Raw genomic sequence first — 23,460 nt, 5'->3', positions numbered from 1 at the left:
GAAGCGCCTGGGGGCGAGACGGTGGGGTTGGCACCCCCGCCCGGCTCCCCGGACAGAAGGGACCGTTGACGGCGATGCAGATTCGGCTGACCGTCCTCGGGCCGCGCAGCGCCCACCCGGGCCGCCCCGGCCATCCTGCGCCCGCGCCGCCGCCGCACGCCCTCGCGGGCGCGGTGGACGTGCTCGTGACCGCTCCCGTCGGCACCGCCCTCGCCTCCGTGACGAGCGGCCTCGCCGCCGCCGTCGCCGCGGCCGGGCACGACGCCGGGGGTGGCACCGGTGCGGTCGTGGTGTACGCGGGCTCGGAGCGGCTCGACCCGCAGCGCTGCGCGCTCGGCGAACCACCGATCGTCGACGGCGCGGTGCTCTCCCTCCACGCCCCCGCCGACCCCGACCACTACCCCGGCTACCCGGGGTATCCGGGCTTGCCCGAGGCGGCGGTGTCCGACGCCACGGTCCACCTGGACGTGATCGCCGGGCCCGACGCGGGCGGCGTCCACCTGCTGCACGGCGGCCAGGTCCGCATCGGCCGCTCCGCCGACGCCGACGTCCCCCTGGACGACCCCGACGTCTCCCGGCTGCACTGCGCCGTGACGGTCACCGAGGACGGCCGGGTGACCATCGCCGACCTCGGCTCGACGAACGGCACCGCCGCCGACGGTGCCCCGGTCGGCCGCGACCCCGTACCGCTCGCGCCGGGCGCCCTGCTCCGGATCGGCGAGTCCGCGCTGCGGCTGCGCGCCCCCGGTGCGGCCCCGTCCTCCCCCGCCCGCCTCCCCGCCCACCCGGACGGCGAGGGCCACCTGAGGGTCACCCCCCGCGCGGACGGCGTGGCCCACGCCACGGGCCCCTGGACCGGCGCCCCGCCCACCCGCCACCCCGGCCGCGGCTGGACCCCGGTCGACGCCGCCACCGCCCACCCCGGAGCCCCCACCACCCACGGCACGGGCACCCAGCCCCACGCGGCGGCGGGCGCCCCGGCGGCGGACCCCGGAGCGCGCCCCTGGGCCGATGGCCCGGCGGGCGGCAGCGCGCCGTACGGCGGCCCGGCCGACAGCGGGCGGGCCCCCGGCGGACCGTCGGCAGCCCCGGCGCGCGGCACGCAAGAGCCGTGGCCGGGCGACGGCAGGCACCCCGCGGACGGCGGCGCGGCCGCCGGGCCAGGGCGCGGCGGCCCGGCGGGCGGCAGCGCGTCGCACGGCGCCACCGGCCGACGCCCGGCCGACGACCGTGGACTCCCGGGACCGTCGGGCACCCCGGCCCCCGGAGACACCGCCGCGGACGGCAACGCGCACTACGGCAATCCCACGGGGAGCAGCCGGGGCGGACGGTCGGGAGCCCCCGCGCACGGCGCGCAGGAGCCTCGGCCGGGCGACGGCAGGCACCCCGCGGGCGGCAGCCGCTCGCCGCACGCCGACCCGGCCGACGCCGGGGCGCGCGGCGCCACCGACCGGCGCCCGGGCGACGACCGCACGATCCCCGGACAGCCTCGCGGGGGCAGGCACCCCGCAGACCACCGCGGCACGCCCGGCAACACGGGCCACCCCGGCGGAACCGACCACGACTCGGCCGGGCAGCGGAGCGGTCCGGCGGGCGGCAGCGCGTCCTACGGCGCCCAGCCCGGCAGCGGACCGCGCGGCACAGCCGACCGGCATCCGGGCGCACACGACCGCGGCCCCACCGGACAGCCCGGCGCGGCCGGTGGCCCGGCCGCGGACGGCGGCGCGTCGTACGGCAGCCAGGGGCCCGACGGTCGGTCCGGAGCCCCCACGCACGGCGGGCAGGAGCGGTGGCCGGGCGCGGGCACGACCCCCGCGGACCGTCGAGGCGGGGCCGGAGGTGCCACCGCGGGTGGCGGGACGCCGTACGGCGGTCCGGTGCCGACCGGACCGCCGTACGGCGCAGCCGACCGGCGTCCCGGCGGGCAGCCGGGTGCAGCAGCGCGTCCCGAAGCGCCGTACACCGACGCGACAGAGCCCGGCCAGCGCGACGGGGGCGGCTGGGGCCCCAGCGGGCAACCGGGCGCAGCAGCGCGCGACGGTGCGCCCGAGGGCTCCGCGGCCGTCGCCAGGACGCCATACGGCGACCGGCGTCCCGAAGCGCCGTACCCCGACGCGCCAGGACCCGGCCACCGTGACAGGGGCGACTGGGGCCCCGACGGGCAACCGGGCGCCACAGCCCGCGACGGCGGGACGCCGTACGGCCGGCGTGATGGCGCAGCCGACCGGCGTCCCGGCGCGTCGGACGCCCGGGCCGCCGACCGGGGTGGGACGCCGTTGCGGGGGACCACCGTGCCGCGGGGGCTTGGCGAGGCGGCGGCGTACGCGTACGACGCTCCCGGGGCGCAGGTCCGGCGGCGGGGGATAGGGGCCTGGGTGCGGCAGTTGACCGGGGGCCGGGGGGCGGACGCGCGGGACGCGGACGAGGCCGCGGGCGCCGAGGAGGCGGCGGCGCGGGCGGCCGAGGAGGCCGCCGCGCTGCACCGGCGGTGGCCGGACCCCGCCGCCGTGCTGATGACGGCGCTGGGGCCGGGGCCGCGGCTGTGGGAGCGCGGGCCGGGCCACCCGGACGCGCTCACCGTGCGGCTCGGCTCCGCCGACCGGCTCTCGGGCGCGGGCGGACTGCTGCCCGCCGCGCCGGTGACGGTGGATCTGCGGCAGGCGGGTTCGCTGGGGCTCGCGGGGCCGCGCGGGCGGCTGGCCGGGCTCGCCCGGTCCGTCGTGGCGCAGCTCGCGGCGCTGCACTCCCCCGGCACGCTGGAGATCGTGCTGCTCAGCACCGAGGACCGGCCCGCCGAGTGGTCCTGGCTGGGCTGGCTGCCGCAGCTTCAGCCGTTGCGCGGGCAGGACTGCCGCCTGCTGCTGGCGTACGACGCCGAGCAGGTGACGGCCCGTACGGCGGAGCTGACCCGGCGGCTGGACGACATCGCCGCGGGCGCCGCGGCGGGCCCGGCCGGGCCGTACACCGTGGTGATCGTGGACGGCGATCCGGGCCCGCCCGCGCTGCGCGAGACGCTCGCGCGGCTGGCGGTCGGCGGTCCGGGGGCCGGGATCCATCTGCTGTGTCTGGCCGAGGCCCCGGCCGCGTCGCCCGCGTCGCCGCTGTCGGTGAGTTACGAGACGGCGTGCGCGGCCTCCGCGTCGTTCGCGTCGTGCGAGGTGGCGGCGCTGCTGAGCGGCGACGTGGCCACCGGGTTGCAGATCGTGCGCCGGGATGCCGCCACGGGCGGCGCGGGCGTCCCCATGTGGGTGGCCGGGGCCACCACGGCGGCCACCGTGGACGCGGTGTCGGGGGCGTGGGCCGAGCGGTTCGCGCGGGCGCTCGCGCCCCTGCGCCCGGCCGCTTCCGGCCACGGCGACGAGGGCGGCCCGGGGCGCCAGTTGTCGGCCCCGCTGCCCGACTCGGCCCGCCTACTGGACGAGTTGGGGCTCGCCCGGGCCACCCCCGCGTCGCTGATGGCGCGTTGGGCGGCCGCCGCGGACGAGGTTCCGGCGGGCGGCCGGGCGCTCGCGGTGCTGGGCGCCGGGCCGCGCGGACCGGTCGCCGTCGATCTGGCCGCCGACGGCCCGCATCTGCTGATCGACGGCGGGCCGGGCGCCGGAAAGACGGAGCTGCTGCGGTCGCTGGCCGCCTCGCTCGCGGCCGCCGAACGACCCGACCGGCTGGAGCTGGTGCTCCTCGACGGCGCGGGGGCGGGCGGCGGCGCGGAGCGTGGCGAGGGGCTGCGGGTGTGCACGGATCTGCCGCACGTGTCGACGTATCTGGCGGCCTCCGACCCGGTGCGGATGCGGGAGTTCGCGCAGGCGCTCAGCTCGGAGCTGAAGCGCCGGGCCGAGCTGCTGGGCCGACTGGACTTCGTCACCTGGCACACCCGGCTCCGGGAGGGCGTGCCCGGCGGCGCTCCCCCGCGGGTGGTCGCGCCCCGCTCCCCCGGCGACATCGACCCGCCGCCCAGTACGACGCTGAGGCTGCGCCCCCGGCGCGGTCACGACGACCAGCACGACACGGAACCGACCGCACCGCGCCCCTTCCCCCGCCTCGTCGTCCTCGTCGACGACTTCGACGCGCTGGTGGCCCCGGCCCTCGGCAGCCCCGGCCGCCCGGCGGCCGGTTCGGTGGTGCGCGCGCTGGAGGCGATCGCCCGGGACGGCGCCCATCTGGGCGTCCATCTGGTGGCGGCGTCCGGCCGCCCGGACCGTACGGCGGATACGGCGGCGGTCGAGCGGGCCGGGCTGCGGATCGTCCTGGAGCCCCGTCCGCTGGGCCCCGCCTCGTCCGAGCGGCCGGAGGCGGAGCCCCACAGCTCGGACGCGTCCGCCGAGTCCGGCGGTGAGCACGCTCCCGGCCGCGGCCGTCTGCTGCGGCCCGACGACGCCGCGGCGACCCCGTTCCAGGCGGGCCGGGTCACCGGGCGGATACCGCGCACCGCGACCCAGCGGCCGACGGTCGTACCGCTGGAGTGGGAGCGGATGGGCGATCCCCCGGCCCGCCGCCCGCTGCGCGAGCTGGGCAACGGGCCGACGGATCTGGCGCTGCTCGCCAGCGCGCTCCAGCGCGCCGCGCAGTCGGCGGACGCGCCGACCGCGCCCGCGCTGATCTGACCGCTGATCCGACCGTCGTACGGACGACCGGGGCGGGCGGGCCGCACCACGGCCCGCCCCGCGCCACGGCCCGCCCCGCGCCACGGCCCGCCCGTATCACCCGCCCCATCCGCCCCACGACTTCATTGACGCTTTAACCGATTACGGATCTGTCCGTTCCGCTCCCCCTTTGCGTTCAGGTGTTCATCACGGCCCGGTCACGACCGTGAGTGAACGCCGATAAGAGTATTGCCACGTTGGGTGACCGGGCGTAGGACTGTCGCACGGGACACGGCCGCGCGCGAGGCGGTCGGCATCGGAGGGAAACGGGGATGCAGAAATCGCTTCGCAGGAACAGGAAACGGAAGAAGCGAACCGCACGAGCCGCGCTGGCCGCGGCATCGGCGGGAGCGCTCATGGTCACCGCCGCGGGCTGCGGCAGCGACGACGGGGACACGGTCAGCGGCGGCCCGGTACCGGTCACCGTGAAGCTGCCCAGCCTCAAGGGCCAGAAGCTCCAGGTCACCGCCGTCTGGACGGGCACCGAGCAGGAGAACTTCACCAAGGTGCTGAAGGAGTTCGAGAAGCGCACCGGCGCCAAGGTCTCCTTCGTGCCCAGCGGTGACGACATGGCGGGCTTCGTCGGCTCGAAGATCGCGGGCGGCTCGCCGCCGGACGTGGCGATGGTCGGCCAGGTCGGGGTCATGCGCGAATTCGCGCAGAAGGGCTGGGCGAAACCGCTCGACGCCGCCGCCAAGGCGGAGGTGAACAAGAACTTCGCCAAGGGCTGGCAGGATCTCGGCTCGTACGACGGCAAGCAGTACGGGGTGTATTTCAAGGCCAGCAACAAGTCCTTGATCTGGTACAACACCTCGGCCTTCGATTACGCGGGTGCGAAGGAGCCGAAGACCTGGAAGGAATTGCTGACCCAGGCCCAGCTGATCTCGGATTCCGGCACCGACGCGGTCGCGGTCGGCGGCCAGGACGGCTGGACGCTGACCGACTGGTTCGAGAACGTCTATCTCTCCCAGGCCGGGCCGAAGAAGTACGACCAGCTCGCCCAGCACAAAATCAAGTGGACCGACCCGTCCGTCAAGAAGGCGCTCGAAACGCTCGCCCAGCTGTGGGGCACCAAGGGCCTGGTCGCGGGCGGCCGGAGCGGCGCGCTCCAGACCGCGTTCCCGGATTCGGTCACCAAGGCGTTCGGCAATGCCGCCGAGCCCGACGCGGGCATGGTCTTCGAGGCCGACTTCGTCGCCGCCAACGTCTCGGACGCGGGCGCGGAACTCGGCGGGGACGCGAAGGTGTTCCCGTTCCCGGCGGTGGGCGCCAAGCCCCCGGTGGTGACCGGGGGCGACGTGGGCGTGGCGCTGAAGAACAGCAAGGCCGCGCAGGCGCTGCTGACGTTCCTGGCCTCGCCCGACGCCGCGACCATCTGGGCCCAGTCCGGCGGGTTCATCTCGGCCAACAAGAACGTCAAATTCAGCGCGTATCCCAATGACCCGATGCGCGACATCGCCAAGGCGCTCATCGCAGCGGGCAATGACTTCCGGTTCGACATGTCCGACCAGGCCCCGGCCTCCTTCGGCGGAAAGCCCGCCCAGGGCGAATGGAAAGCGCTCCAGGACTTCCTCAAGAACCCGAGGAACGTGGAAAAAATCCAGCGCCAGTTGGAAGCCGATGCCGCCAAGGCGTACAAGAACTGACGACTCGACCGGGAGATCCACAACATGTCGACCGCGACTGCGGGCGGCGCGGCCACACCTGGCCGGGCGTCGTCCTCCCCACCCGCCACACCACGCATCGCCAAGAAGAGGAAGAGCGTCCTGGGCACCCGGCCCTGGCTGGCGGCGGTGTTCCTGCTGCCCGCGCTGGCGTTGCTCGGCGCGCTCGTCGTCTACCCGATCGGCTACTCCGTCTACCGCAGCTTCTTCGACGCCAGCGGCAACGGCTTCGTCGGCCTGGACAACTACACGGAGATGTTCTCCGACGACGCCACCAAGACGGCGATCAAGAACAACATCATCTGGCTGATCCTGGCGCCGACCGTCTCCACCGCGCTCGGCCTGATCTTCGCCGTGCTCACCGAGCGGGTGCGCTGGGCCACCGCGTTCAAGCTGATCGTCTTCATGCCGATGGCGATCTCGATGCTGGCCGCGGGCATCATCTTCCGGCTGGTGTACGAACAGGACCCGGACAAGGGCGTGGCCAACGCCATGTGGGTGGGCGTGCATGACTCGTTCAGCGCCTCGCCGCCCTTCCCCGGCGCCCATCCGCGCCCGACCGCCGGGCTGACGGAGTCCGGAGGCGGCTCCTTCACCACCCAGGACACCGTCCGCGCCGGGTCCCCCGCCTCGATTCCGCTGGTCGCCGCCAAGCGCGACGACATCGGCGGCGCGCAGGACGCCCGGGCCGCACGGCCCGAGCCCGGGAAGGTCACCGGCACCGTCTGGTTCGACTTCACCAAGGGCGGTCTGGGCAAGGAAGGCTCCATCGACAAGGGCGAGAAGGCGATGGCCGACCTCAAGATCGAGGCGGTCAAGGACGGCAAGGTCGTCGCGAAGACGACCTCGGCCGCGGACGGTACGTACACCCTCCCCGCCAAGGCCGAGGGCGCCCAGCTGCGGCTGCCCGCCTGGAACTTCTCCGCGCCGTACAACGGCATCGACTGGCTCGGCCCGTCCCTCGTCACCCCCGCCATCATCGGTTCGTACGTGTGGATCTGGGCGGGCTTCGCGATGGTGCTCATCGCGGCGGGGCTCGCGGGCGTACCGCGTGAGCTGATGGAGGCCGCGCGGATGGACGGCGCCAACGAGTGGCAGGTCTTCCGGCGGGTCACCGTGCCGCTGCTGGCGCCGGTGCTCTCGGTCGTCGTCGTCACGCTGATGATCAACGTGATGAAGATCTTCGACCTGGTCTACATCATCGCGCCGGGCCCCTCGCAGGACGACGCCAACGTCCTCGCGCTCCAGCTCTTCCAGTCGTCCTTCGGGACCGACGTCAACCAGGGCCTCGGCAGCGCGATCGCCGTGCTGCTGCTGTTGCTGGTGCTGCCCGTCATGTTCTTCAACCTCCGCCGGATCCGAAGGGAGAGCCGCCGATGACCAGCGCGGACACGGTCGTACAGGCGAAGCGGTCCCTGATCGGACGGATCGCGGAACGGGCCGGGGGCGGGGTGGTGCAGGTCGCCCTCGTCCTCATCGGGCTCTTCTGGCTGATGCCGACGGCGGGGCTGCTGCTGTCCTCCCTGCGCGACCCCTCTCAGGTGGACATCTCGGGGTGGTGGAAGGTCTTCAGCGACCCGTCGCAGCTGTCCTTCGACGCGTACGACAAGCTCCTGAGCAACCAGCAGATCACCGACTCGCTGTGGACCACCCTCGCCATCACCGTCCCGGCGACCCTCCTGGTGGTCATCTTCGGCGCGCTGGCCGGGTACGCCTTCGCCTGGATGGACTTCCCCGGCCGCGACTGGTGGTTCCTGATCGTCGTCAGCCTGCTGGTCGTCCCGGTCCAGGTCGCCCTGATCCCGGTCGCCAAGCTCTTCGGCGAGATCGGCATCTTCCAGACCACGACCGGTGTGGTGCTCTTCCACACCGCCTTCGGCATGCCCTTCGCGATCTTCCTGCTGCGGAACTTCTTCGCCGAGATCCCCCGGGAGCTGCTGGAGGCGGCCCGCCTGGACGGCGCGGGCGAGCTGCGGCTGTTCTTCCGCGTCGTCATGCCGCTGGGCGCCCCGGCGATCGCCTCGCTCGGCATCTTCCAGTTCCTCTGGGTCTGGAACGACATGCTGGTCGCCCTGATCTTCGCCGACAGCGGCAACCCGCCGATCACGGTGGCGCTCCAGCAGCAGGTCCGGCAGTTCGGCAACAACATCGACATCCTGGGCCCCGGCGCGTTCGTCTCGATGATCATCCCGCTGGCCGTCTTCTTCGCCTTCCAGCGGCAGTTCGTGGCAGGCGTGATGGCGGGCGCGGTGAAGTAGCCCACCCGAAGACCCCACCAACCCGGCTGCGGCCCGGCACCCCCTTCGGGCGCCGGGCCGCAGCCATCCCGCCGACGGACCCGCTGGGCCGAACGGGGGCACTTTGGGGGGTGGCCCGCCATGGCGCCGCGGCATCCGGGAGGCGTTCAGATGATGGTGTGAGGAACCACCCGTCCCGCGCCGCCCGTCCCAGGACGCACGATGCCCCTCACCGCACCGCCCGCCGCCCCCCGCCCCCCGTGGCTCGCCGATCCGCCCCTGGTGCGCGGCTACCGGCGTACGGTCCCGCTGCGGATCCGGCGCGCGGTCATCGCCATGACCGGCGTCGAGCTGCGCCGCGCGGCCCTGCACGGGCTGGGGCGGCTGTCCCTCACCTCCGGTGCGCTACGGCTGCGCTGGGCGCGGCGGCGGCTGGGGCGGCTGGTGCGTACGGGGCTGCTGTCCGCACCGGACCGGATGGTGATCGCCGACGACCGCGGCACCCGGATCGCGACCGTCGTCCGCACGCCCACCCCCCTGTTCGCGCGCGCCGAGAACCTGCGGCTGGTGTGCGAGGCGCTGGACCGGGCGCGGCTCGACCACTTCGTCGTCCGCTGCTACAGCAACGTCGCCTCCGCCGTGGGCGTACGGGCGGACCAGCGGGCCGCGGTGGTGACCGCGCTCGGCGAGCTGTGCGAACGCGAGGCGGGCTACGTCTCGCTGCCCCCGCGCCGCAAGGGCGGGGCGGCCCCGCTGCGCCTCGGCGCCACGGCCCGCGCCTGGCGCGCCCTGGCCGCCGCGCCCGTCATCCGCTTCACCCGCTTCCACACCACCCCGCGCGGGGACCTGGTCCTGGGCTCGTCGCACGGCTGCGACATCGAGTTCTGGGACCGCGCCCCGGCGGACGGCCCGGCGAAAGCCCCAGCGGAAGCCCCGGCCGAGACCCTCCACGCCCCGCGCCCCAACCGCACGACCGCCTCCGTACCGCTCACGGGCGACGCCGTCCGCGCACCGGACCACATGTTCACCCGGCTCGCCCCGGCCGAGGGCTGGTCCCCGGGCCCCCTCGTCCGTACGCGCCCCGAGTTCACCACCCGGCTGCCGGACGAGGTCCGCTTCCCCATCGACGTCGTCTACACCTGGGTCGACGGCTCGGACCCGCAGTGGCAGCGGCGGCGCGCCGCCGTGACCGGCACGGAGGAGACCGCGGGCTACCACGAGCAGGCCGCCAACGCCGCCCGCTACGCCAACCGCGACGAGCTGCGCTACTCCCTGCGCTCGCTCCACCTGTACGCCCCCTGGGTGCGCCACATCTACCTCGTGACGGACCGCCAGGTGCCCGACTGGCTCGCGCTCGACCACCCCGGCATCACCGTCGTCGACCACCAGGAGATCTTCGACGACCCGACCGTGCTGCCCACCTTCAACTCGCACGCCATCGAGACCCGGCTGCACCACATCAAGGGCCTCGCCGAACACTTCCTCTACTTCAACGACGACGTCTTCCTGGGCTCGCCCGTCACCCCGCAGGACTTCTTCCTCGCCAACGGCGTCACCAAGTTCTTCCCCTCCCGCGCGCTCATCCCGCTGGCCCCCGCCGACCAGCTGGACGTCCCCGTATCGGCGGCGGGCAAGAACAACCGGCGGCTGCTGGAGGGCCGGTTCGGGGCGACCGTCACGCAGAAGATGAAGCACACCCCGCACGCCGTGCGCACCAGCGTCCTCGCCGAGATCGAGCGGGAGTTCCCGGAGCCGATTCGCGCCACCATGGCCAACCGGGTGCGGTCCACCTCGGACATCTCGCTGCCGTCCTCGCTGCACCACTACTACGCGTTCCTCACCGGCCGCGCGATCCCCGCCCAGCTGCGCTACGACTACTTCGACCTCGCCAGGCCCACCACCCCGGGCCGGCTCGCGCGACTGCTGCGGTCCCGCCACTGCCAGGCGTTCTGCCTCAACGACACGGTCTCCTCCGAACACGACCTCGCCGGTCAACAGGCCCTGCTCGGCCCCTTCCTCGACGCCTACTTCCCCGTCCCCAGCCCGCTGGAGCGGGCCGTCACCCGACAGGAGCCGCGGCAGCCATGCCCCTCGCCATCGCCCTCCCGCTGAACCCGGACGTCCTGGCCTCCAGCGGCCCGTACCCCCGCGCGCTCAATGTGCTCAGCCGCAAACAGACCGCGGTCCAGCGGCAGTTGCGCCGCTCCGGCCTGGCGGGCTACGAACCGACCACCCAGGCCACCCTGCTGGCCCTCGCCGGACAGGCCCCGGCGGGCGGCGCGGTGTACGACATCGGGGCACACATCGGGCTGTACTCGGCCCTGGTCGACGCGGTCTACGGGCGGCGCCCCGGCGGCCCGCGCACCATCGCCTTCGAACCCACCCCGGGGACCGCCGCCCTCTGCCGCCGCATCCGCCACTGCAACGCCCTCGACTACGAGGTGCAGCAGACCGCGCTCTCCTCCCGGCCCGGCACCGCGGAGCTGTACTTCTCCCACAAGTCGGAGTCCTCGAACTCCCTCAACCCGGCCCACCGCAAGCACACCGAATCGGTGACCGTGCCGGTCACCACGGTGGACGCCTTCACCGAGGACCGCGGCCTCGTGCCCCACCTCATCAAGGTCGACGTCGAGACCTACGAGGCGGACGTCCTGACCGGCGCCCTCGCCACCATCCGCCGCCACCGCCCCTGGATCATCTGCGAACTCCTCCCCAGCGCCGACCACGGCACCCTCCGCACCGCCCTGGCCCCCCTCACCGCCATGGACTACGGCCTGCACCCGATCACCCCGGAGTCCCCCTGGCAGCGCTACGACGAGACCACCTACCAGCAGGCGGTCAGCCCCCAGTCCCGCGACTGGCTCCTGGCCCCCCGCCCCCTCACCCCCGCCTTCCACCGCGCCGTACGCCGCTGGCTGATCGCGATCCTGGCCTGCGACGAGACGACGAACCTCCTCGCCCCCGACAAGGCGTCCTTCCCCTACGCCTGGAACGCCCCGTACCGCCCCCGCGCCCTCCGCCCCGCCCTCAGTCCCGCCGGGCCCGCGACGCCTGGCACGCACGCTCGCTGCGTTGTCGGGCCCGTCCAAGTAGGCCCGCCCCCGGACTCCGTCCGGGAGGTGCCCCCCTGAGGACGACCCTCCGCCTTGCGACCGCACGCGCCCCCAGCTTCCGCTGGGAGGTGCCCCCTGACGCCGCGGGCTGATCCGACGCGACTGTGCGGACACCCCCTGGCCCGCCGCGCCTTCCCCTCGGCCGCCCAGCCCCTTACGCCGACGCGCTGACCGCCCGCGACACGTCACGGAGCAGGCTCTCCACACCGGCACCCCAGCGGGAGCTGATGACCAGGTCCCGGGCCGGGTCGACCCACAGCAGGTGGCCGCCCCCGTTGCCGCGGGCGCAGCGCCCGGTCGCCGGGGCGGTCGGCCATACCGTGCGGTGGTCGTTGAGCCACCAGGACAGCCCGTAGTTCGGCTTGACCCGGCACGGCGTCCACATCTGCTCGATCCAGCGGGCGGAGACGACTTGCGTGTGTTCCCAGCGGCCGCCGCGCAGGCACAGCTGCCCGAGGCGGGCCAGGTCGAGCGCGTTGATCCACAGCCCGCCGCCCCAGTGGGCGCCGCCGGAGACCACCGGCACCCGGCTGCCGTCGAGGTCCAGATACGCGTCGGCGTAACCGTGCCAGGACCAGGACGACGACGCCCCGATCGGCGCCATGACACGCTCCCGCAGCACGTCCGGCAACGCGCGGCGGAACAGCACCGTGAGCGCGAGGGCGGTCAGATTCACCCGTACGTCGTTGTACGCCCACCCCTCACCGGGCGGCCCGCCCGCCGACTCGGTCCCCTCCCGCGTGCTCTGCGCGTCCACCGACGTCGGCTTGCCCCACAGCTCGCCCTCCCACTGGCTCGTCTGGTCCAGCAGATGCCGCCAGGTGACGGCCCGCCCCTGGGCCCCGTCGAACTGCGGCAGCCCGACCCGCGCACGGACCGGCTCGTCCAGCTCCAGCAACCCGTCGTCATGGGCGATGCCCGCCACCAACGCCAGCACGCTCTTCGTCGCGCTGTACGCCATCTCCACCCGCGCCGGATCCCCCCACGACGCGATCACCGCACCCCGCCGCGCGACGACCCCACTCGCGCCCCCGCCGTCCAGCAGCGGCCCGATGACCTCCCGATGGGAGGCGTCGGCGACCTGCGCATCGAGGTACGCCGCCATGTCCCCCACCCCCGGCACCGACCGCTCCCCCTGCCGCCGAGCAGCCTCCGCCACACCCCCGGCGTCCACGCCCTCCCAGGGATCCCCGAACCCGCCCGCCTCGTCCATATCCCCGCTCCCCGTAGCCGTCGATTACTGGAAGTTGAGCCGGTGGGGGTGTGCGGGGTCAATGGGGCACGTGAAGATGCGCATCTGACCGCGCCCGACGTATACGCCGGTGGGGTCGTTCGCCCCCATCACGTCCACGATTTCCCGGTCCTCCAGAGGCACCCACGTCAGTGAACCTCCGTTCCATTCCTGGTCGCTGACGGTCAGCAGAGGACGCATGGGCGCGCCGCAGGAGCAGTCGATCCGGGCCGGGCCGGTGAGCCCCCACCGGGCGAAGCCGCCGACCTTCCAGCCCGGCGCGATGGACAGGTCGTGCGTATAGGTGAGTTCGTACTCATCCTCCGCGGCCGCGTCCATGAGGTCCTCCTCCCAGGCATCGATCTTCTCCTGCACGTCCTCGCTCAACAGTTCGGGCCACTCGTACTCGACGACCTGCTCCGGGTCGAGCACGCACGTATTCGGGACGCATTCCGCCCGTCCCACGACGACCGGCTCCGGGTTGTCCGTGAGGACGTCCCCCACGTCCTGCGACCGCCGCCACTTCAGCCGTACGTCCATCGTCCGGTCCGGGCCGTGGCCCTCGAACGGACACCAGAAGACCTGGAGCAGATCGCATCCCTCGGGGCCGGTCAGGTCCGGGATGTCCCGGGTGAAGAGCTGGGCCGCGGCGAGCAGGGGTATCGGTTCGTCGTCCCGCACCCCGCGGCCCTTCTCGTGGACGGCCTCGCACAGGGGCCACGGCTCGTCGGCGGGCCAGAGGAACGGCCCCGCCACCGAACTCTCATGCTGCCCCGGGGAGCCCGGCCGGGGGTGCAGCCGGGTCGTCGTCCTGCGGTGTTCGGCGAGTTCCGGAAACATCGCCTCGATATCGACCGGCCGCTCGGGCGTCGTGCGCGTCATGCGGACAGAGCCTCCCACGGGGGCGGCATCGGCGCGGGCCGGGGGCTGCGCACGCACTCCTTCGGGTGCGACAAAAGGGCGCATATACGGCGTGTCGCCTAGGGTTCAGTGCGTACGACGTATCCGCCGCGAAGGGCAACGCGCCATGAATCGCCTCGGTGTCCGGAGGTCCCGCGGTCTCGCGGCGTTCGCCGTGATGGCCGGGGGGATGGGGGTGATGGCGGGGACCGCCGTCACCGGCGTGGGTGGGGTGTTCGTGGGGGCGGGGGTGGTGGGGGTCGGGGGTGATCTGGTGTTGCAGCGCAGTGCGCCGGGGTTGATGGGGCGTCTGGGGCGGCTGCATGTCGGGGAGACGCTGCGTTTCGAGTTGCGGTGTGTGCTGCTGCTTCTGCTGCTGGGGCGGATGCACGTGACCGGTCCGGTCGGACTGGCGTCGGCGATGGCGCTGGTGCTGTGTCTGCTGGGCGGTCAGGCGCTGCATGCCGCGATATGCACGCTGATCGGCCGTCGGCGGCGGCTCGCGGTCGCGGCGCGCCATATCGATCTTCGGCGGCTGGGCATCAGCGACCGGCCGCCGCGGCGGCTGACCGAGTGGCCGGGGCTGCGGATGCTGGCGTACGAGGTGGCGGCGCTGGGCGGGCTGGGGGCGACGCTGGTCACCGGGGACGCCCGCTGGGTGGTGGCGGGGCTGACCGCGGCGGCCGGGGGGTGTGCGGTGACGGTGCTGGCGCTGCTGCCGTACCTCGTGGGGGCGCTCCGGCTGCCGGGACCGACGCGGGTGCTGGGCGCGGTGAACGCCTGGCTGGTCCGGCACCGGCCGGAGACGGTGCTGTACTTCTCGGGGCCGCGGACGTCCGCGTACCAGGTCGGCATGTGGCTGGAGACGGTGGCGGCGCTGCGCGCCCCGGCGCTGGTGATCGTGCGGGAGCGGCATCTGCTGGAGGTGCTGGCGCCGACCGCGCTGCCGGTGCTGTGCGTGCCGGACGGGACGCATCTGCGGAGGCTGGATCTCGGCAGCGTGCGGGTCGCGCTCTATCCGGCGAACGTCGGCGAGAACATCCATCTGCTGCGCATCCCCACCATGCAGCACGTGTTCCTGGACCATGGCGACGGTCATGGCGACGGCGAGTCGGCCGCCGGGGTCGATCCGTACAGCAAGGTCTACGACCAGGTATGGGTCGCGGGCCGGGCCGGGCGGCAGCGGTACGCGGAGGCGGCGGTCGGCGTCGAGGACGCGGACATCGTGGAGGTGGGGCGGCCCCAGCTGGACGGCCTCCAGGTCCAGGAGGAGGACCGCGCCCCCATACCCCTCCCCACCGTGCTGTACGCGCCCGGCCCCACCTCGCTGACGGCCGAAGGCGAGACGCTCGTACGGCGGCTGCTGGAGAGCGAGCCACCGGTCCGGGTCCTCTACCGGCCGCACCCCGCCACCGACCGCCGGTCCGCCGCGCACCGGCGCATCGTCGCCCTGATCGGCGCGGCGAACGAGCGGCGGGCCGGGCAGGGGACGGACGAGCCCGAGGAGGCCGGGGCGCTGCGCGCCGAGGCCGCCCGCTGCCGGGCCGAGCTGACACGACGTATCGCCGCGCTGCACGCACGGCTGCGACCGGCCTACGCCGACGAGGCCATGCTCACCCGCGACAGCGCCGCCCCCGATCCGGCGGCGGTGGCCGAGGCCGGGGAGCTGGGAGAGCAGTGGCACCGGGCGCACTGGGCGGCCTCGCCGCCCTGGCTGCACCAGGTGGTGGAGGCGGACACTCCGGCGCTCCATTCCTGTTTCGACCAGGCGGATCTGCTGATCGGTGACCTCTCCGGCGTGGTCGCGGACTTCATCGCCACCCTCAAGCCGTACGCCCTCATCGATGCGGCGGGGGTCGGCGCGGCGGAGTTCCGGCGGCAGCACACCGTGGCCCGCGCCGCCTATCCGCTCGGCCCGGAGGCCACCGGGCTGGACGACCTCATACGGCTGTTGTTCGAGCCCGACCGGGACACGTTGCGCGCCGCCCGCCACGAGCTGAGGGCGTATCTGCTCGGCCCCACCGCCCCGCCGGCCATCCAGCGCTTCAACGAGGCGGTCGACGCGCTCGCCGCGAAGGGCGAGGCGCTCATCCGGCTGCGCGAACTCCAGACGATCCGCGAGGGAGCTGAGGGAGCACTCGATGAGCCTCCGGCGACCGCACCGTGCCCGTGCACTCCTTCCGCTCCGCCGCCCGCGAAGTGAACGGGTCCGGCGTGCCGTACGTCGAACCGGGGCACCCCGGACGCTGGTCCGTCACCCGCCGGCCGTACGACCCACACCTGTCCCTCACCCCCGGCCCCGACCATGAGCAGCCATCCAGGACTCAGGAGCGATCATGGGAACGCAGCACGTCATAGCCGTCGGCCTCACCAAGGCGCCCTCCGACGGCAGATGGGCCGCGGACGCACGGGCGGCCGACCGCACCCGTGACGGCCACGGCGGCCCCCGCCGCACCCGCCCGTCCGCACCCCCCGGCGACGCCGCCTGAGCCCATCTCACCCACCGGAGCCCGCATGTTGCCGCGTACCCCTCGCCCCGGCCCGCGCCCCCGCGTCAGCGTGATCGTCCCCGCCCGCAACGCCATGCCCGCCCTGACCCGCGCCCTCACCTCCGCCATGGAGCAGACGATAGGCATCGCCCGGCTGGAGATCATCGCGATCGACGCCGGGTCGACCGACGGCACCGCCGCGGAGCTGGACCGGCTGGCCGCCGACTGCCCCGCGCTCAAGGTCGTCCACCAGGAGCCCGGCGGCGGCCCGGGCAGGCCCCGCAACACCGGACTCGACCTCGCCCGCGGCGAGTACGTGTTCTTCCTCGACGCCGACGGCTACCTGGGCCCCGACGCGCTGCGCCGCATGGTCGCCATGGCCGACCAGAACGGCACCGACGTCGTCCTCGGCAGGATGGCCTCCCCCACTGGGCGCGGCGTCCCCCGGGCGGTGTTCCGCCACAACCAGCTGCGCACCGATGTCGTCGACTCGCACGCCTACTCCACGCTCGGCCCCTGGAAGCTGTTCCGCCGCTCCCTCATCGAACGGTTCCACCTGCGGTTCCCGGAGGACTGCCGCACCGACGAGGACCAGCCCTTCACCGCGGCCGCCTACCTCAACGCCTCCGCCATCTCCGTCGTCGCCGACTACGACTGCTACCACCTCACCCGCCACGGGACGGCCGCCCGCACCGGCCTCACCGACCGCATCGACGCCATCCGGCTGCTGTTCCAGACCGCCGCCCGATACACCCAGCCCGGTCCGCGCCGCGACCATGTGATGCGGCGCCACATCCGCCGGGAGCTGTGCGGCGCGCTGCGCGCCCTGCCCCGCGAGGACGAGACCGAGGCGCGGACGCGGTTCCTCCCCGAGCTGCGCCGCTGGGCGACCGACCACTGCTCGGACGCGCTCTTCCGCACCCTCACCGCGCCCGAACGGCTGATGGTCCACCTGCTGCGCACCGGCCGCTTCGACGATCTGCTGACGGTCGTCCGCGCCGCCAAGGAGGACGCGGGCCGCGGCCGTCTGGTCGAGAAGGGGCGCGTGTACTGGCTGCACCCCTTCTTCCGCGACCCGGCGGCCGACGTCCCCGACGACTGCTTCGACGTCACCGACCGGCTGCCGGTCCGCCACCACCTCACCGGCGCGGCCTGGCACGGCGGCTCCACCCTGCGGATCCGCGGCCGGGCCGAGGTCACGGGGCTGGACGCCGGTCCCGAGGACCGCACCGAACTGGTGCTGCGCCACCGCGATGCCAAGGACGAACTGTGCGTGCCGGTCACGGCGGTGGACGAGGAGGCAACAGCCACCGGAACGGTCAACCGGGACTTCGCGGCGGACATCGACATCGCCACCGCCGACGACGGCGCCCCGCTGCGCCCCGGCGTCTGGGACGTGTTCCTCGACGTCCGCGCCCAGGGCGTCAGCCGCACCATACGCTTCGGTAACCGCCACGACGAGGGGCTCGACATCGGCACCGCGCGCCGCGTGGTGGCCGCGGGCCCCGGTCGGCGGGCCCGCGTCACGCCGTACTTCACCACCCCGTACGGCAATCTCTCGCTCGACATCGGCCCGGCCCCGCGCGGCGCGCCCTGCGAGGTGACCGAGGCGCTGTGGCACCCGTCCGACAAGGGCACGCTGGTCGTCGCCGGGCGGCTGCTGCCGCCGGGTACGCCGCCCCGCAACCGGGTGCTGCGGCTGCGGGCCGAGCACACCGACGGCCGCGTCCTGGACCACCCCGTGCGGTACGCGGCGGGCGACCCGGCGGGCGCGTTCACCGCCCGGCTGCCGGTGCGCGACCTGGGCCGGGGCCGCTGGACGGTGACGCTCGTGCTCGTCGGCCGCGGCGACGGCCCGCCGCGCGCCGCGCCCGTACCGCCGCCCGCGCGGCTGCCCGGCACGCGCTGGCTGCGCCGGGGCCGTCCGTACTACGCCAAGCCGCTCACCGGTCGCGGGGAGACGACCCTGGAGCTGCGCGTCGCCCCCGTGCGTCTCCTCGCCGCCGTCCGCAACCGCCTCGGCGGCCGCATCTGACCGGCCCTCGGCAGGCGTACCTGACCGGCCCTCACCCGCCGACAGCCCCGCCGATACGGGCCCGGGCCCGCCGCAACCGGCGCCGCACCCCCGCGGCGACCTTGAGGGGCGCCACCTCCAGGGCGAGGGCCGGGGCCGCCCGCCGGGTGAGCGGTTTGGCGTAGTACGGACGGCCGAAGCGGAACCAGCGGATCCCGGTCAGCCGCCCCAGGCAGGGCACGACGATGGTGCGGCCCTCCAGGACCAGCGTCAGGGTCCAGCGGCCCGCCGCCAGCCGTCCGACGGGCAGCCGGGCGGTGAAGGCGCCGGACCCACCGCCCGGTTCGAACCGCGCCGCGACCTCGCGCACCGCGCCCGTCCCGCTCTCGGCGCGCAGCCGCAGCGTCCCGCCGCCGCGGGAGCGGGCGGCGGCCTCGCCGGTCAGCCGCCCGCCGACGATCAGGACGCCCTTCCGGGCGCCGTGCCAGGCGGTCCGGGTCACCCGGCACGGGGCCTCGCGGGAGGGGGCGTGGGCGACCTCGCCGACGTCGAGCGAGAGATTGCCGTACGGGGTGATGTACGGGACCACCACCACGGGTTCGCCCCGCGGGGGCATGACGGCGCGCCGGGGCGGGCAGTCCTGCGCTCCCTCCGCGCGGTGGCTGCCGAACCGCACGACGCGGCTGACGCCCTGGGCGCGGACGTCGAGGTAGAGGTTCCACAGCCCGCGTGCCAGCGGTGCGCCGTCGTCGGCGGTGGCCGGGTCGATGTCGGCGGTGAAACCGGACGGGTGGGGCGTGGCGGGCACCCGGACCTCGGGGTGGTCGGACTCGTACGCGCGCAGGATGACGTCGGTGCCCGCATCGATCGCGTCGATGCCTTCGATGGCGGCGTCGCCGGTCAGCCGCAGCACCCCGCCGTGCCAGCGCGCCGTATCGAGGCGATGGCGGACCGGCAGCCGGTCCGTGATGTCGAAGCAGTCGTCGGGGACGTCGGCGGTGTGGTCGCGGAAGAAGGGGTGTTGCCAGTAGACGCGGCCCTTGTCGACCAGATGGCCGCGGCCCGCGTCCTCCTTGGCATTGCGCGCGACGGTCAGGACGTCCTCGAAGCGGTCGGTGCGCAGCAGATGGACCAGGAGCCGGTCCGGGGCGTCGATCCGCTGGAAGATGGTGTCGGTCACCCAGGTGCGCGCCACGTCCCGGAACGCGGGGAAGAAGCGCTCGCGCGCGTCCCGTTCGCTCTCGCGGGGCAGCAGCCCCCGCAGCGGGCCGCACAGCTCCCACTCGACGTGACGGCGCATGATCTGGTCCCGGCGGGGACCGGGTTCGAGGTAGCGGGCCACGGTCTCGAAGCACAGCCGGATGCCGTCCATGCGGTGGGCGAGGTCGGACGCGGTGAGGGTGAGGTTGCTGCGGTTCTCGCGGTAGCGGACGTAGTAGCAGTCGTAGTCGGCGACGACGGAGATGCCGGAGGCGTTGAGGTAGGCGGCCGCGGTGAACGGCTTGTCCTCGCAGTTGCGGTAGGGCGGGAAGCGCAGCCGCAGCCGCTCGATGAGGGAGCGCCGGAAGAGTTTCCAGGGGCCCAGGGTCAGATAGGCGTGGGAGGAGAAGATGTCGGTGCGCGGCTGGTTGTGCGAGAAGACGGCCCGGGGCACGGCGCGTCCGCCCACCGAGGCGATCCTGCCGAGCACGATGTCGGTGCCGTTGTCGTCGGCCATGGCGACCATGCGGCGCAGCGCGTCCGGCCCCAGGTAGTCGTCGGAGTCGAGGAAGAACACGAAGTCGCCCCGCGCGCGGTCCAGTCCGGTGTTGCGGGGGATGCCCGCACAGCCGGAGTTCTCCTGGTGGACGACGTGCAGCGCGGGGCACGCGCGGGCGAGCCGCTCCAGCTCCTCGCCGGTTCCGTCGGTCGAGCCGTCGTCCACCGCGATGATCTCGATCCGGTCCGGGCCGAGGGTCTGCTCCATCGCGGAGGTGACGGAGCGGGTCAGCTCCGGCATGGCGTTGTAGGCGGGAATGATCACGCTGACGCGCGGCGGGCACACTGCGGACGCAGACATGGCGGTTCTCCGGGATCGACGGCCGACGGGATCGTTCGCGGTCGGGGGATCAGTCGCGGTCGGGAGCGTGGTCGGGGGCGCGGTCGGGAAAGGCGCGGGTGGGCTCCACGGCGTGCGGGGGCAGCCCGCCGCCGTGCCCGGGGGCGAGGTGCCGCGACGGCACCGTACGGCTGTCCGGCCGCCGCTGCGCGACGGGCGGCAGGGGCTGCACGGTGACGTCCTCGCCCAGCATGAGGGTCCGTACGACGCGCTCCGCCGCGTGCCCGTCGTCGTACGGGCAGAAGCGGCCCCGGAACGCGGCGCGCAGCGCGGCCGCCTCGGCATCGCACCAGCGCCCCTCGCGGAACACGGCGATCAGTTCGTCCAGGGTGCGGGCCACCGGGCCCGGGGTCTCGCCGGGGCGGCCCGACAGCAGGTCGAAGTAGACGCCGCGCGAGGCCCGGTAGGTGTCCCAGTCGTCCGCGTAGATCACGATGGGCCGGTCGAGCACGGCGTAGTCGAACATGATCGACGAATAGTCGGTGATCAGCGCGTCGGCGGCCAGGCACAGCTCCTCGACCGACGGATGGCGCGACACGTCCCGCACCAGCCCCGCCTCGTCCAGTTCGCGCAGCGCCGCCGACGGCCGGTACGAGTAGTGCGCTCGCACCAGGAGCGTGAAGCCCGGGCCCAGGGCGCGGCTGACCCGCTCCAGATCCAGCCGGGGGACGAACCCCTTCTGGTAGTCGCGGATCGTGGGGGTGTAGAGGACGGCGGTGTGGCCCTCGGGAACGCCGAGCCCGGCGCGGACGCGCCGCACGTCGTCCGCGGAGGCCGAGACCAGCACGTCGTTGCGCGGATATCCGTATTCCAGCAGCCGGTAGGAGGCGGGGTAGACCCGTTCCCACACCTCGCTGGAATGCGGATTGGAGGAAAGGGCGACGTCCCAGCGGTCGATGCGCTTGAGGAGATTCCCGAAGCTCATCCCCGCCGCCGCGGCCGGATAGTGCTGCTGGTCCAGGCCCATGCATTTGAGCGGTGTGCCGTGGAAGGTCTGGAGATGCACCGTGCCGGGCCGCTTGACGACGTCGTTGGGGAAATTGACGTTGTTGATGAGATAGGCGGCGCGGGCCACCGTCCGGTAGAAGTCCCGGGTTCCGGTGACGACGTAGTCGACGCCCTCCGGAAGCGAGGCGATCTCCGACTTCTTGACCACCCACACCCCGCGGATGTGCGGCGCCAGTTCCCGGGCCTTGTAGTAGATCGCCGCCGGGTTGCACAGCACTCCGCGGCCCCAGTACGCGCTGTAGACGGCCAGGTTGGGGTCGACCGGGCGCTGCCGGTGGGCCCGGTACAGGGCCCGTTTGCCCCGTACGGCCAGCGCCGCGCGGGCGATCCGCTTGGCCTTGCGGGCCCCCGACACGGCCCGCGTCGCCATCTCGTGCTCCCGGTAGCGGGCGAACGAGCCTCGGGCCAGCGCCGCGAAGCGCCACTCGGCCCCGGCGGGCGGCGTGAAGCCGTCGGGGAGGTGGGTGCGGTACCAGGCGGCGGCCCGGCGGAAGAAGCGCGGCCGGTCGGCCGTCGCCACCCGGGAACGGCGGTCCAGGCAGAACAGGAAGTGGGAGACGGCCCGTTCGAAGAGCAGGCACCGCAGCGGATTCAGATGGGGATGTTCGTCGAGGAAGGCGAAGAGCCGGGCGTACTGGTCGAATATGACGAAGTGTTTCTCGCCGGGGCTTCCCGTGCTGGCCCCGACCCGGCGCTGGCGGTATTCCAGGCCGACCAGGTCCACGCAGGCGATGCGCCGCGCCGTCAGCATCGTCAGATACGACAGCAGCGCGTCCTCGTAGATTCCCTCGCTGAACGCGAATCCGTGGCCGGTGTAGAAGGCGCGGCGGTAGACGCGGTTGGACGACATCGCGAAGATGCGCAGGAATTCGGGGCGCTCCAGGACGGAGAACACGTCGGTGCCCGCGGAGTTCAGCAGTTCCCCGAAGACGCTGGGTGCGCTGCGCCCGGACCAGTAGGTGCGCACGTGGTTGAAGTAGAGGATGTCCGGGTCCTCGTTGAGGGCGAGCCGTTCGGCGAGGCCCTCCAGGGTGCCCGGCGCGAGGGTGTCGTCCCCGTCGAGGAACAGCAGATAGTCGCCGGTGGCGTGGTCGACACCGGTGTTACGGGCCTGGCCGGGGCCGGAGTTGACGGGCTGGTGCACGGGCACCACCCGGCTGTCGCGGGCCGCGCAGGCGTCGATGATGGCGCCGCAGTGGTCCGGCGAGCAGTCGTCGACGGCCACCACCTCCAGGTCGTGGAACGACTGCGTCAGCACGGAGTCCAGGCAGGCCTGGAGAAAGCCCTGCACACGGTAGGCGGCGATGACGATGCTGAAGCGGGGCATGCGGCTCCTCGGGACGCGACGGCGGGTCGAGGCGCGAAGCGCTCACTGACTCACCACCGTAGGGTCGTACGTCCTGATATGCCCGATAAGCCCATGGAGGGGCGGCCAAGCGGGTGAAACCGGGAATCGCTGCGAAGTCATGAACACGGCATCTGTACGATCTTCCTCCCAGCCGCACCACCCCGACCAGGCCGAAAAGACCCCGGGCCCGAAGGCGTCGGCCCCCTCATCCGATGCCCCCGCGCCCCGGACCGCCTACACCCCGATCTACCAGAACAAGACCCTGCAACTGCGGGCGCCCGACCACTTCGGCCCGACCACCGACTTCGACCTCGATCAGCCCAAGGTGGACATCGCCGGGGGCCTCGCCTCCGACGTGCAGGACATCTCCATGTTCGTCAACGAGTTCCGGGCCGGGGAGGCGATGGCCAAGAGCTCCGGCACCACCCCGAAGGAGTGCGAGGAGGCGGTGACGACGGACCCGCTGGAAGGCACCCTGGGCCCGAGCGATCTGGTCGATGAACAGCTCATCGCCAAGGGCGACCGGCTGTGCATGGTCACGTCCAGCGGCAATCTCGCGATGCTGAAGATCACCGCCGTCATCCCGCCCGAGGACGACGCCGACATCCCCAGCTACAGCACCTCGGTGACGCTCTGGAAGCGCGCCTCCTAGCCAACGCACCGCACGCCGAAGGGGCGGTCGGTGGCCATCGGCCACCGACCGCCCCTTCGCGGTGTC

General features: G+C 73.8%; 14 protein-coding genes. 10 read left to right on the top strand and 4 right to left on the bottom strand.

The window, feature by feature from the left end:
* The first annotated feature begins 74 nt into the window (after positions 1-74).
* The 6 genes from LCH29_RS38435 to LCH29_RS38410 all read left to right on the top strand — a co-directional run bounded on the left by LCH29_RS38435 (position 75) and on the right by LCH29_RS38410 (position 11,672).
* Positions 75-4,601, top strand: a complete 4,527-nt coding sequence (locus LCH29_RS38435) for an FHA domain-containing protein (RefSeq protein ID WP_446466316.1) — start codon at positions 75-77, stop codon at positions 4,599-4,601.
* A gap of 311 nt (positions 4,602-4,912) precedes the next feature.
* Positions 4,913-6,286, top strand: a complete 1,374-nt coding sequence (locus tag LCH29_RS38430) for an ABC transporter substrate-binding protein (RefSeq protein ID WP_446466315.1) — start codon at positions 4,913-4,915, stop codon at positions 6,284-6,286.
* Between the two features lie 24 nt (positions 6,287-6,310).
* Entirely contained in the window at positions 6,311-7,684 is a 1,374-nt protein-coding gene (locus LCH29_RS38425) for a carbohydrate ABC transporter permease (RefSeq protein ID WP_446466314.1), read from the top strand.
* Complete coding sequence (locus LCH29_RS38420; protein ID WP_063735142.1) at positions 7,681-8,562, top strand: carbohydrate ABC transporter permease; 882 nt, start codon at positions 7,681-7,683, stop codon at positions 8,560-8,562. The genes LCH29_RS38425 and LCH29_RS38420 overlap by 4 nt, the downstream gene beginning before the upstream one ends.
* A gap of 201 nt (positions 8,563-8,763) precedes the next feature.
* The gene (locus LCH29_RS38415) at positions 8,764-10,653 is read left to right on the top strand and encodes a stealth family protein (RefSeq protein ID WP_446466313.1); all 1,890 of its coding nucleotides are present in this window, start codon (positions 8,764-8,766) and stop codon (positions 10,651-10,653) included.
* Complete coding sequence (locus tag LCH29_RS38410) at positions 10,626-11,672, top strand: FkbM family methyltransferase (RefSeq protein WP_446466312.1); 1,047 nt, start codon at positions 10,626-10,628, stop codon at positions 11,670-11,672. Before LCH29_RS38415 ends, LCH29_RS38410 begins: the two co-directional genes overlap by 28 nt.
* A 136-nt stretch (positions 11,673-11,808) precedes the next feature.
* On the opposite strand, the gene LCH29_RS38405 is transcribed toward LCH29_RS38410, so the two are convergent.
* Positions 11,809-12,867, bottom strand: a complete 1,059-nt coding sequence (locus LCH29_RS38405; protein ID WP_446466311.1) for a serine hydrolase domain-containing protein — start codon at positions 12,865-12,867, stop codon at positions 11,809-11,811.
* Positions 12,868-12,891: 24 nt separating this feature from the next.
* Positions 12,892-13,767 (bottom strand): hypothetical protein, encoded by an 876-nt coding sequence (locus LCH29_RS38400; RefSeq protein WP_446466310.1) that lies wholly within the window; start codon positions 13,765-13,767, stop codon positions 12,892-12,894.
* A gap of 217 nt (positions 13,768-13,984) precedes the next feature.
* On the opposite strand from LCH29_RS38400, the gene LCH29_RS38395 reads away from it, so the two are divergent.
* The 3 genes from LCH29_RS38395 to LCH29_RS38385 all read left to right on the top strand — a co-directional run bounded on the left by LCH29_RS38395 (position 13,985) and on the right by LCH29_RS38385 (position 18,309).
* Entirely contained in the window at positions 13,985-15,988 is a 2,004-nt protein-coding gene (locus LCH29_RS38395; protein WP_446466309.1) for a hypothetical protein, read from the top strand.
* A gap of 133 nt (positions 15,989-16,121) precedes the next feature.
* Positions 16,122-16,274 carry a hypothetical protein gene (locus LCH29_RS38390; protein ID WP_446466308.1) on the top strand — a complete coding sequence of 51 codons (153 nt, stop codon included), beginning with the start codon at positions 16,122-16,124 and terminating at the stop codon, positions 16,272-16,274.
* Between the two features lie 25 nt (positions 16,275-16,299).
* Positions 16,300-18,309 carry a glycosyltransferase gene (locus tag LCH29_RS38385; protein WP_446466307.1) on the top strand — a complete coding sequence of 670 codons (2,010 nt, stop codon included), beginning with the start codon at positions 16,300-16,302 and terminating at the stop codon, positions 18,307-18,309.
* A 31-nt stretch (positions 18,310-18,340) separates the two neighbouring features.
* On the opposite strand, the gene LCH29_RS38380 is transcribed toward LCH29_RS38385, so the two are convergent.
* Entirely contained in the window at positions 18,341-20,347 is a 2,007-nt protein-coding gene (locus tag LCH29_RS38380; protein ID WP_446466306.1) for a glycosyltransferase family 2 protein, read from the bottom strand.
* Between the two features lie 49 nt (positions 20,348-20,396).
* The gene (locus tag LCH29_RS38375; protein WP_446466305.1) at positions 20,397-22,721 is read right to left on the bottom strand and encodes a bifunctional glycosyltransferase/CDP-glycerol:glycerophosphate glycerophosphotransferase; all 2,325 of its coding nucleotides are present in this window, start codon (positions 22,719-22,721) and stop codon (positions 20,397-20,399) included.
* Positions 22,722-22,860: 139 nt separating this feature from the next.
* Here LCH29_RS38375 and LCH29_RS38370 point away from each other — a divergent pair, with 139 nt between their 5' ends.
* Positions 22,861-23,394 (top strand): hypothetical protein, encoded by a 534-nt coding sequence (locus LCH29_RS38370; RefSeq protein WP_446466304.1) that lies wholly within the window; start codon positions 22,861-22,863, stop codon positions 23,392-23,394.
* Positions 23,395-23,460 lie beyond the last annotated feature (66 nt).

The sequence above is a fragment of the Streptomyces sp. BRA346 genome (assembly GCF_052851135.1).
The sequence above is the reverse complement of the archived record's forward strand: the minus strand, read 5'-3'. Positions and strand labels throughout refer to the sequence as shown.

Excerpts from the sequence above, each read along its gene's own strand:
- LCH29_RS38405 (WP_446466311.1), bottom strand. The coding sequence starts at position 12,867 with ATGGACGAGGCGGGCGGGTTCGGGGATCCCTGGGAGGGCGTGGACGCC.
- LCH29_RS38410 (WP_446466312.1), top strand. The coding sequence starts at position 10,626 with ATGCCCCTCGCCATCGCCCTCCCGCTGAACCCGGACGTCCTGGCCTCC.
- LCH29_RS38390 (WP_446466308.1), top strand. The coding sequence starts at position 16,122 with ATGGGAACGCAGCACGTCATAGCCGTCGGCCTCACCAAGGCGCCCTCC.
- LCH29_RS38430 (WP_446466315.1), top strand. The coding sequence starts at position 4,913 with ATGCAGAAATCGCTTCGCAGGAACAGGAAACGGAAGAAGCGAACCGCA.
- LCH29_RS38420 (WP_063735142.1), top strand. The coding sequence starts at position 7,681 with ATGACCAGCGCGGACACGGTCGTACAGGCGAAGCGGTCCCTGATCGGA.
- LCH29_RS38375 (WP_446466305.1), bottom strand. The coding sequence starts at position 22,721 with ATGCCCCGCTTCAGCATCGTCATCGCCGCCTACCGTGTGCAGGGCTTT.
- LCH29_RS38385 (WP_446466307.1), top strand. The coding sequence starts at position 16,300 with ATGTTGCCGCGTACCCCTCGCCCCGGCCCGCGCCCCCGCGTCAGCGTG.
- LCH29_RS38435 (WP_446466316.1), top strand. The coding sequence starts at position 75 with ATGCAGATTCGGCTGACCGTCCTCGGGCCGCGCAGCGCCCACCCGGGC.
- LCH29_RS38380 (WP_446466306.1), bottom strand. The coding sequence starts at position 20,347 with ATGTCTGCGTCCGCAGTGTGCCCGCCGCGCGTCAGCGTGATCATTCCC.
- LCH29_RS38425 (WP_446466314.1), top strand. The coding sequence starts at position 6,311 with ATGTCGACCGCGACTGCGGGCGGCGCGGCCACACCTGGCCGGGCGTCG.
- LCH29_RS38370 (WP_446466304.1), top strand. The coding sequence starts at position 22,861 with ATGAACACGGCATCTGTACGATCTTCCTCCCAGCCGCACCACCCCGAC.
- LCH29_RS38400 (WP_446466310.1), bottom strand. The coding sequence starts at position 13,767 with ATGACGCGCACGACGCCCGAGCGGCCGGTCGATATCGAGGCGATGTTT.
- LCH29_RS38395 (WP_446466309.1), top strand. The coding sequence starts at position 13,985 with ATGGCGGGGACCGCCGTCACCGGCGTGGGTGGGGTGTTCGTGGGGGCG.
- LCH29_RS38415 (WP_446466313.1), top strand. The coding sequence starts at position 8,764 with ATGCCCCTCACCGCACCGCCCGCCGCCCCCCGCCCCCCGTGGCTCGCC.